The following is an 8,876-nucleotide window of genomic DNA, read 5'->3' on the forward strand; positions in this document are numbered from 1 at the left end:
ACATTAAAAACAACTCCTTTTGCCATTCCTTTTTCTAGGACCTGTTCAATGATTTGTTTAACAAACTCTCTAGATGGAGAAAAGTCTGCATCATGGTCGTAATCGCATAAAGAAAAGCCTATAGCAGGTATTCCTTCTATTCCCGCTTCCATAGCGGCACTCATCGTACCACTGTAAATTACATTGATCGCACTGTTACTGCCGTGATTGATGCCACTAAGACATAAATCTGGTTTGCGATCTAATATTTCATGACTGGCCATTTTTACACAATCTACTGGTGTCCCACTAGTGGTGTATTCTTTATGGTCGTAATCGTGTTGTAAAAACTCCTTAACATACAACGTGTCATTTATAGTTATAGCGTGTCCCATAGCACTTTGCGGGCTATCTGGGGCCACAACAACTACATCTCCTAATTCCCTAGCGATGCTTATTAATGTTCTGATTCCTTTTGCCGTAATACCATCATCATTAGTGACTAAAATGAGTGGTTTGTTTTTATTTTCCATAAGATTTTTAAGGTGGTTAAAATTAAGTAAATTAGCCTTAGCATGTAAGATTCTTGCCTTACTTTAACCATCTAAAATTGGCACGGTTTTTACATGCATAGAAAGAGACAAATGAAAATCCTTATGAATTTCCTAAAGAATAACTTTATAATAGCAATTTTTGCACTACTTGTTGCTACGGCTAGCTGCAGTTTTACTAACAATACCGTGGATCCCGGAGATAAAGAAAAAGAACAGTTGCTGGTCAACTTGATATCTCATGTGCTAAAAAGAAACCACTTTTCACCGGCTGATCTTACGGATGAGTTCTCAAAAGACATTTTTGATATTTACATCACAGACTTGGATCCAGGAAAAAGATATTTCTTAGAAAGCGATTTCAAAGAATTTCAAGCTTACGAATACCTGATCGATGATCAAATACGCGATAGTAAAGTAGAGTTATTTAACCTGACCTACGAAAGGCTTCTAAAACGTCAAGAAGAATCTGAAAAGATCTTTGCAGAGTTGATAGAAAAACCTTTTGATTTTACCGTACAAGAAAGTATCAATACCGACTATGAAAAGATTCCCTATTCAAAAAACAAAAAGGAATTAAAAAATCACTGGAGAAAGATATTAAAACTTTCTGCTTTAGCAACTTATTACGATAAGATTGAAGAACAAAAAGAACAGCTAGAAGAGGAAACTAAAAACAGGAGTGAAAAAACCAACGCTTTTAATACCGATCAAAAGAGCCAGCCACAAAAAGAAAAGAAAAGTCTTGAGGAATTAGAAAAGGAAACTAGAGCAGAGATTAAAAAGTCCATGTTAGAGAGCTTTGATAATAATGATGATGTGGAGCGATTGGATTACTTCTCTCTATTTGTAAATGCCATCACTTCCCATTTTGATCCTCACACCAACTATTTTCCACCACAAAATAAAGATAGTTTTGATATTTCTATGAGTGGTAAATTAGAAGGAATAGGAGCAAGACTCCAAAAGAAGATGGATTACATCAGTGTTATTGAAATAATTTCTGGTGGTCCAGCATCTTTAAGTGAAGATATAGAGGTAGGAGATAAGATTCTAAAAGTAGCCCAAGAAAATGACACCATGGCCACCTCAATCGTAGGAATGAGAATAAGCGATGCTGTAGAATTGATCAAAGGTCCTAAAGGAAGTAAAGTGATGCTTACTCTTAAAAAAGTAGATGGATCCATCGAAGAAATCACATTAATTAGGGATATCGTACAGTTAGAAGAAACCTTTGCTAAGTCTGTTATAGGAGAAGACGAAGCTTTTAAATTTGGCTTTATTGATCTTCCTAAATTCTATTTTGATATGGAAGACCCTACCGGTCGCGCCTCTGGAAGTGACATCGCTCAAGAAATCAATAGGTTAAAGACGGAGGGAATGGATGGACTTATCATAGACTTGCGTAATAACGGTGGCGGTTCTTTAAGAGAAGTGGTCGAGATGGCAGGACTTTTTGTAGATAAAGGGCCTGTAGTTCAAATCGCTCTAAAAGATAAAAGAACTCGAACGCTTAGAGATAGTGATAGTGGAGAAATTCTTTGGAAGGGACCATTAGTAATTATGGTAAACGAATTTAGCGCCAGTGCTAGTGAAATTCTTGCTGCGGCATTGCAAGATTATGATCGCGCTGTGATTATAGGAAGTAAGCAAACCTTTGGAAAGGGAACGGTACAGAACTTTGAAGACCTCAATCAATGGGTACGGAATAATGAATACGGAGATCTAGGAGCCGTAAAATTAACCACTCAAAAATTCTATAGAATTAACGGTGGCAGCACGCAGTTAGAAGGTGTAAAAAGCGATGTTGTTACGCCTGGTAGATTCAGTTATATTGAAGTAGGAGAACGTGATGAAGAATTCCCTCTTCCTTATGACGAAATTCCCAAAGCCGAATATGATAAATTCCCTGGTTATGCTAATTTGGCAGAATCTATTAATAGAGCCCAAAAAAGAGTGGATACAAATCCTAGTTTTAGACTCATCGATGAAAACGCAAAATGGTTGAGCAATCAAAGAGACGACAATGAGCTTCCATTAAGTTTGACCGCTTACAAAGAGCGATTAGACCGACTAGAAAAAGAAACTGAAAAATTTGAGACCTTATCTGATTATAAGAACAGCTTAAATTTTGATATTCTGGCTTATGAAAAGACTCTCATCAAAACTGATAGTGCCTTAGGAGATAAAAGAGAAGCATGGATCAAAAATCTAAAAAAAGACATCTACGTGGCAGAAGCTGTGAATGTTCTTAAAGATTTACGCATGAACAACATCCAAAACGACAACAAGACTAAATGGAGCGTTAAAAATTAATGCCTCTTAAAACCACATCACTAAGTGCTCTAGCGCTCCAGAAGTTTAAAAAAAGCTTCTGGGGCGTTTTGAGTTTTAGCGTTATTCTATTTTATGCCTTTATCGCCATATTTGCTTACGTTCTGGCACCAGATGATACGCAATATGCCAACCAAATGCATATTTCCGTGCATTCACAGCCTCCAGGTTTTACTGTAGATATGCTAGAACTTAACTCGAACGAGACTTCAATTAGTTTTTGGGACTGGTGGAATGGGAAAAAATCAACTGTGGAAGAAATTCCTTTTTCTAAATTAAAGGTAGAAAACGGTATCGTTTATTACCGGCCTTTTGACGTAAATGGAAGCCAATTAGCCTTTATACGTACTGATTTTGAAGTTGCAAATGGATTAGAATTATCTCGCTTTCGCGAAAGCTACACCTCTAAAAAAACATTTATCCTAGGCACAGATAAATATGGTCGCGATCTTTTGAGCCGCATGATGATTGGAACTAGAATTAGTATTTCTATAGGTTTTGTAGCTGTTTTGATCTCGTTAATTATAGGCATTCTTTTGGGCGCAGTCGCAGGGTATTACGGTGGTAAAATAGACGCTGCCATCATGTGGATCATTAATGTGACCTGGTCCATTCCCACTTTACTTTTGGTCATCGCAATTAGTATTGCCCTAGGCAAAGGATTTCTTACCGTTTTTATAGCCGTTGGGTTAACCATGTGGGTAGAAGTGGCTCGTGTGGTGCGGGGTCAAATGATTGTTGCTAAAGAATACCAATATGTAACCGCGGCAAAAGCCCTAGGCTTCAACAGTTATAGAATTATTACCCGGCATATTTTACCCAACATCATGGCACCAGTCATTGTAATCAGTGCAGCAAATTTTGCGGCTTCCATTCTTATAGAAAGTGGATTGAGCTTTCTAGGACTAGGAGCACAACCACCTATGCCTAGTTGGGGCAGCATGATTAAGGACCACTACCAGTATATCATTCTAGACAAGGCGTACCTTGCCATCGTTCCAGGAATTGCTATCATGACCTTAGTAATGGCTTTTATGTTATTGGGAAATGCATTGCGAGATGCTCTGGACGTAAAAACCAGTTAGATGAGAAAATACGTTTATCCCATTATAATATTAGCTTGTGCGGCAATTTATTACGTTTATCAAAGTAATGAAGACGGCGCTTACGCAGAAGAAAACTACTCTGAAAATAATTTTCTGAAACGCGATGCGAATGGCGATGGAATAAAATCACTTTCCCGTAAGGATTTTTTACCCACCTCAAATAACCAAATCGTACACCACCACACCTACAGTCTGTCATACAATGAGCAACATGAACAAGCAGAATGGACAGCGCACGTTTTAAGAACAAGAGACATCACCAACAGCGATTACAATAGACCCTATTTTGAAATAGATAACAAAGTGACCACTGGAGCTGCACACTGGCGCAATTATAAAAAAAGCGGCTATGATAAAGGACATCTTGTTCCTGCTGGCGATAGAAAATCTACCAAAGCAGCTTACGACGAGACTTTTTTGACCTCTAATATAAGTCCGCAACTGCATGATTTCAATGCAGGAATATGGAATACGTTAGAACAAAAAATCAGATATTATGCCCAAAGTTATGATGAGGTATATGTCATCACAGGCCCGATTTTAAAAGATAATTTGAAATATATAGGAACAGAACAGGTATCTGTTCCAGAGCACTACTACAAGATTCTTTATCGCTATGATGCTGCCGGTAGTAAAATGCTTGCCTTTTTAATCCCACATAAAAAATCCAACAAATCCATCTATGAGTTTATAACCAGCGTTGATGAGATTGAAAAATTAACAGGAACGGACTTCTTTGCACAACTTCCTGATGGTATGGAGGAGCAACTGGAAGCTGGTAAAAGTTTTAAGGGATGGTGAAGATAGAATATCGAGTACGGATTATGGAGTATGGAGTATGGATTAATGATATTTGATTTAAAATAAAGACGTTACTGTTTTGGCAAAATGAGCATTAAGGGAATATGGAGAGGAAAATCCAGATTCGAAACAATAACTTTTAGCTTGGCATCAGAAGCTTCAGAAGCTTCAGAAGCAGATTATAAAAGTCCTGATGAACTTAAACAACAATATTCTTCCGCTAGCATTCTTGAAAATAGCCGTGTGGTATTTCATAGTTGCGACACTAAGTAGTTTATAGAAACTCATATAGAAGTGCGACACTATTGACCCAGCAACTATTTGAAATTGGATGAAACATGTCTTGAAGATCAGTATGAAATACAACCAGAAATTCTTTTAATCATAGATTTGATAAGAAGAACAAAGAATTCACTGGTAACATTTAACGAAACACTACTCCGCTTAGCTTATTTTATATATAATCTACCCATAAAGTTATAAAAAATACAATCAGAAAATCCAACCTAGTCCAACTGTTTATTAAAGTTCATAGCCGTTTCTATAAGCGCAAGGTGAGAGTATGCCTGAGGGAAATTACCTAATAAACGTTTGGTCTTAAAATCAATGTCCTCACTGAATAAGCCTAAATGATTGGAATAACTAAGTAAGCGATCAAATTCCTTCTGAGCTTGTTCCAGCTTTCCTATTTTAACCAGACTGTTGATATACCAAAAAGTGCAAATGGTAAAGGAGGAACTGGGCAAGCCAAAATCGTCTTCACTTTTATAACGGTACAGCAAACCATCATTTGACAATTCCCTACCTATCGCTTCTACAGTTTGCTTAAACCGTTCTTCTTGTGCATCCACAAAGCCATAACTTTCCATAAGTAATACAGATGCGTCTAGATCTTTTGATCCATAGGATTGGGTATACGCTTGAACGTCTTCATTCCAAGCATGGGTAATGATGTCTGTTCTAATGTCTTGCTCTAGCTTTTGCCAGCGTTCTAGTTTTGAAGTTTTACCAAATAGCTTGGACACTTTTATAGCTCGATCTATCGCTACCCAGCATAAAACCTTTGAAAACGTAAAATGTCGGTCTTCATTCCGGAATTCCCAAATACCTTTATCCGGTTCTTGCCAGTGGTTTTTCACTACCCAAGCGATGCCTTTAGTTATGGTCCATAACTCTTCCCTATTTTCAATATCGCAGTTATACTTAATCAGCTCTTGATAGATCACATCCATCAAAATACCGTAAATATCATTTTGCTTTTGCTCATATGCAGCATTACCAATTCGAACTGGCGCTGAGTCTTTATACCCGCTTAAATGTTCTAAAATATGCTCCGTAAGCTGTTTTTCTTTATTAATACCATACATGATTTGCAGTTTCTCATTTTTATCAGGAATCAAATCGATAATAAACTGTAAATAACGTTTTATCATTCGGTCGTGTCCTAGCTGCGAGACCACTTTTACCACCATAGAAGCATCTCTAATCCAGCAAAATCTATAATCCCAATTTCTAACCTCACCTATAGTTTCCGGTAATGAAGTTGTTACCGCGGCAAGAATCGCACCTGTTTTATCATAACTTAATAACTTTAAGGTTAGTGCGCTACGTAAAATTTCATTGTTGTAATGCTTAAATCTTGGGGTTTTATAACTCCATTGTTCCCAATAAGCTTTAGTGAACTCTAACTCAGAAAGAACCGTATCTAAATAAGGTAAGCTTATCTTTTCATTATAACTCAACAGAAAATAAGCATCTTCTTCTAGTGCAATTTCAGTGTGATCTAGAACTGCTTGATGGCTCAAATTTGTGTATAAAAACAAGCTTTCAAATTTGTCAGCTTCTATCAAGCTTACTATAAAATCAGTTTTATCAAACTGTATGGTTGTACCCGATGCATAGTTGAGCTGTGGTGAAAAATCGACTTTAAACGTTGGCACCCCTTGGGTGCGTTTTACATATCTTAAAATTTCAGGCGGTGTGTGGTAATTTCCTCCTTGCTTTATGTAACGAGGTAAAAAGTCATAAACTTCAAAACTAGCCTCTGGCGAGGTATAACTTGTTTTTAAAATACAGGTCTTTTCTACATAGGTTTGGGAAATCGCATAAGAAGCATCTACGGTAAAGGAAAAATGGCCTCCTTTTTTATCGTCTAATAATTTTGCAAATAAGGAAGCCGAATCAAATTCAGGCAAACAACACCAATCAATAGAGCCCGTTTTTGAAATTAAGGCCGCTGATCTACAGTTTCCAATAATGCCGTAATCAAGATTATTCATGTAATTGTCCTTTTCTTAGTATTAAATCTATATGTTTGGTTAAATAAACACAAATAAACCGATAAAAACAAAGAATAGCTATGAATAAGACTATAATCGTTTCAAATCGACTACCACTTCAAATAAAACTTGATGGCTCTGAGCTCCAGGTCACTCCAAGTGTAGGCGGACTAGCAACGGGAATGAAGTCTGTTCATCGCAATAGTAATGGTTTATGGATAGGTTGGTCAGGATTAACTGATGAAGAGCTCCATCCAGAACTGAGTAAGAAAGTAGAAAGAGCTGTTTCAAAAGAACAATGTGCCACCGTTAATCTCAACAAAGAAGACATCAAGCATTATTATTATGGCTTTAGTAATCGCATGCTGTGGCCCCTATTTCACTACTTTATCGAATATGCAGAGTTTAGTATGACTTCTTGGGAAACCTATAAACGAGTTAATGAAAAATTTGCTGAAGTCGTAATTGCTCGTGCAAACGATGGTGACAAAATATGGATTCACGATTACCAGCTCTTGCTATTACCTCAGCTTATCAAAGAAAAGAGGCCCCATTTATCAATTGGCTTTTTCTTACACATTCCTTTTCCTTCCTTTGAGATTTTTAGAACCTTTCCTAAACGTAAAGAAATCCTTGAAGGTATGTTAGGTGCCGATTTACTAGGCTTTCACACCTATGATTATGAACGCCACTTCTTAAGCTCGGTGAAACGTATTTTGCATTGTGATGTGAGTTTTAATAAAATCAATTATCAAAATCGAACTATAAAAGTAGATTCATTCCCAATGGGAATTGATTATAGCAAGTTTGAACAAGCAGCTTTAAAACACAACAACCAATCAGAAGAAGAGAAGTCTGAAGTTCAAAAACGCCTTGACGATCACCTGGTGCCCGGAAAAGATGTCAAAATGGTATTGTCCATCGACCGATTAGATTATACCAAAGGAATTCCCAACCGCATAAGAGCTTTTGAGTATTTCTTAACGAAGTATCCACAGTACAAAGAAAAAATAAGACTGATCATGCTAGCGGTTCCATCACGCTCTAAAGTACCGCAATACAAACGCTTAAAAGAAGAAACAGATGAACTTGTAGGACGTGTAAACGGCGCCTTTTCTACGGTAAGCTGGACACCCATCTGGTACTTTTTTAGAACCATGCCTTTTGAAAATTTAATAGACTTATACACCTCATGCGACATCGCATTAATAACGCCCGTACGTGATGGTATGAATCTGGTAGCAAAGGAATATGTAGCCACACGTACTAACAATGACGGCGTATTGGTATTGAGTGAAATGGCAGGCGCTACTAAAGAATTAAATGAAGCCATACATATCAACCCATACGATCTTGAAGATATGGCAAACAGCTTAAAACAAGCAATCGACATGCCGCTTGAAGAACAACAAAGACGCATGAAATCGCTCAAAAAAAGAGTATCGCGATACGATGTAAAAAAATGGGCAAGTGATTTTATGAGCTCCCTCAACGACACCCATAACACCTTGAGCACTATGGAAGCTGATCCTCTGGACAACAGCCTTATTACTTCCTTTACAGAAGCCATTAATTCCAATGAAACTTGTATTCTTTTTTTAGATTATGATGGCACATTAGTTAATTTCTCTGAGCGTCCTGAAGATGCTATACCAGACCCAAAATTATTAGAATTACTTCATGATATTAATGAGAAACTTAATGTAGACCTAGTCATCATAAGTGGACGCGACCAGAAGAGCCTGAACAACTGGTTTAAAAACACCCCTTTTACCTTAATTTCAGATCACGGAGTCTCTATGAGATCCAAAGGCGAGAACTGGAAA

At 37.3% G+C, this 8,876-nt stretch carries 7 protein-coding genes; 5 read left to right on the top strand and 2 right to left on the bottom strand.

Annotation, left to right across the window (positions count from 1 at the left end):
- The coding region (gene surE / locus ACJAT0_RS11380; protein ID WP_415181751.1) for a 5'/3'-nucleotidase SurE at positions 1–512 on the bottom strand (512 nt) is incomplete at its 3' end.
- A gap of 93 nt (positions 513–605) precedes the next feature.
- On the opposite strand from surE, the gene ACJAT0_RS11385 reads away from it, so the two are divergent.
- From ACJAT0_RS11385 to ACJAT0_RS11400, 4 genes are all read left to right on the top strand, one after another.
- Complete coding sequence (locus ACJAT0_RS11385; RefSeq protein WP_415181752.1) at positions 606–2,846, top strand: carboxy terminal-processing peptidase; 2,241 nt, start codon at positions 606–608, stop codon at positions 2,844–2,846.
- A complete protein-coding gene (locus ACJAT0_RS11390) occupies positions 2,846–3,949 on the top strand; it encodes an ABC transporter permease (protein ID WP_374003040.1) in 1,104 nt (367 codons plus the stop codon). Before ACJAT0_RS11385 ends, ACJAT0_RS11390 begins: the two co-directional genes overlap by 1 nt.
- A complete protein-coding gene (locus ACJAT0_RS11395) occupies positions 3,950–4,771 on the top strand; it encodes a DNA/RNA non-specific endonuclease (protein WP_374003041.1) in 822 nt (273 codons plus the stop codon).
- Positions 4,772–4,915: 144 nt separating this feature from the next.
- Positions 4,916–5,044 carry a type II toxin-antitoxin system HigB family toxin gene (locus tag ACJAT0_RS11400; protein ID WP_415181753.1) on the top strand — a complete coding sequence of 43 codons (129 nt, stop codon included), beginning with the start codon at positions 4,916–4,918 and terminating at the stop codon, positions 5,042–5,044.
- A gap of 233 nt (positions 5,045–5,277) precedes the next feature.
- Here ACJAT0_RS11400 and ACJAT0_RS11405 read toward each other — a convergent pair whose 3' ends face one another.
- Positions 5,278–7,050 carry a glycoside hydrolase family 15 protein gene (locus tag ACJAT0_RS11405; protein WP_374003042.1) on the bottom strand — a complete coding sequence of 591 codons (1,773 nt, stop codon included), beginning with the start codon at positions 7,048–7,050 and terminating at the stop codon, positions 5,278–5,280.
- An 80-nt stretch (positions 7,051–7,130) separates the two neighbouring features.
- Between ACJAT0_RS11405 and ACJAT0_RS11410 the strand changes: the two genes are divergently transcribed.
- Positions 7,131–8,876, top strand: a 1,746-nt coding sequence (locus tag ACJAT0_RS11410) for a bifunctional alpha,alpha-trehalose-phosphate synthase (UDP-forming)/trehalose-phosphatase (RefSeq protein ID WP_415181754.1), incomplete at its 3' end; no start/stop codon positions are given.

The sequence above is a fragment of the Nonlabens sp. genome (assembly GCF_047636915.1).
Lineage (GTDB): Bacteria > Bacteroidota > Bacteroidia > Flavobacteriales > Flavobacteriaceae > Nonlabens.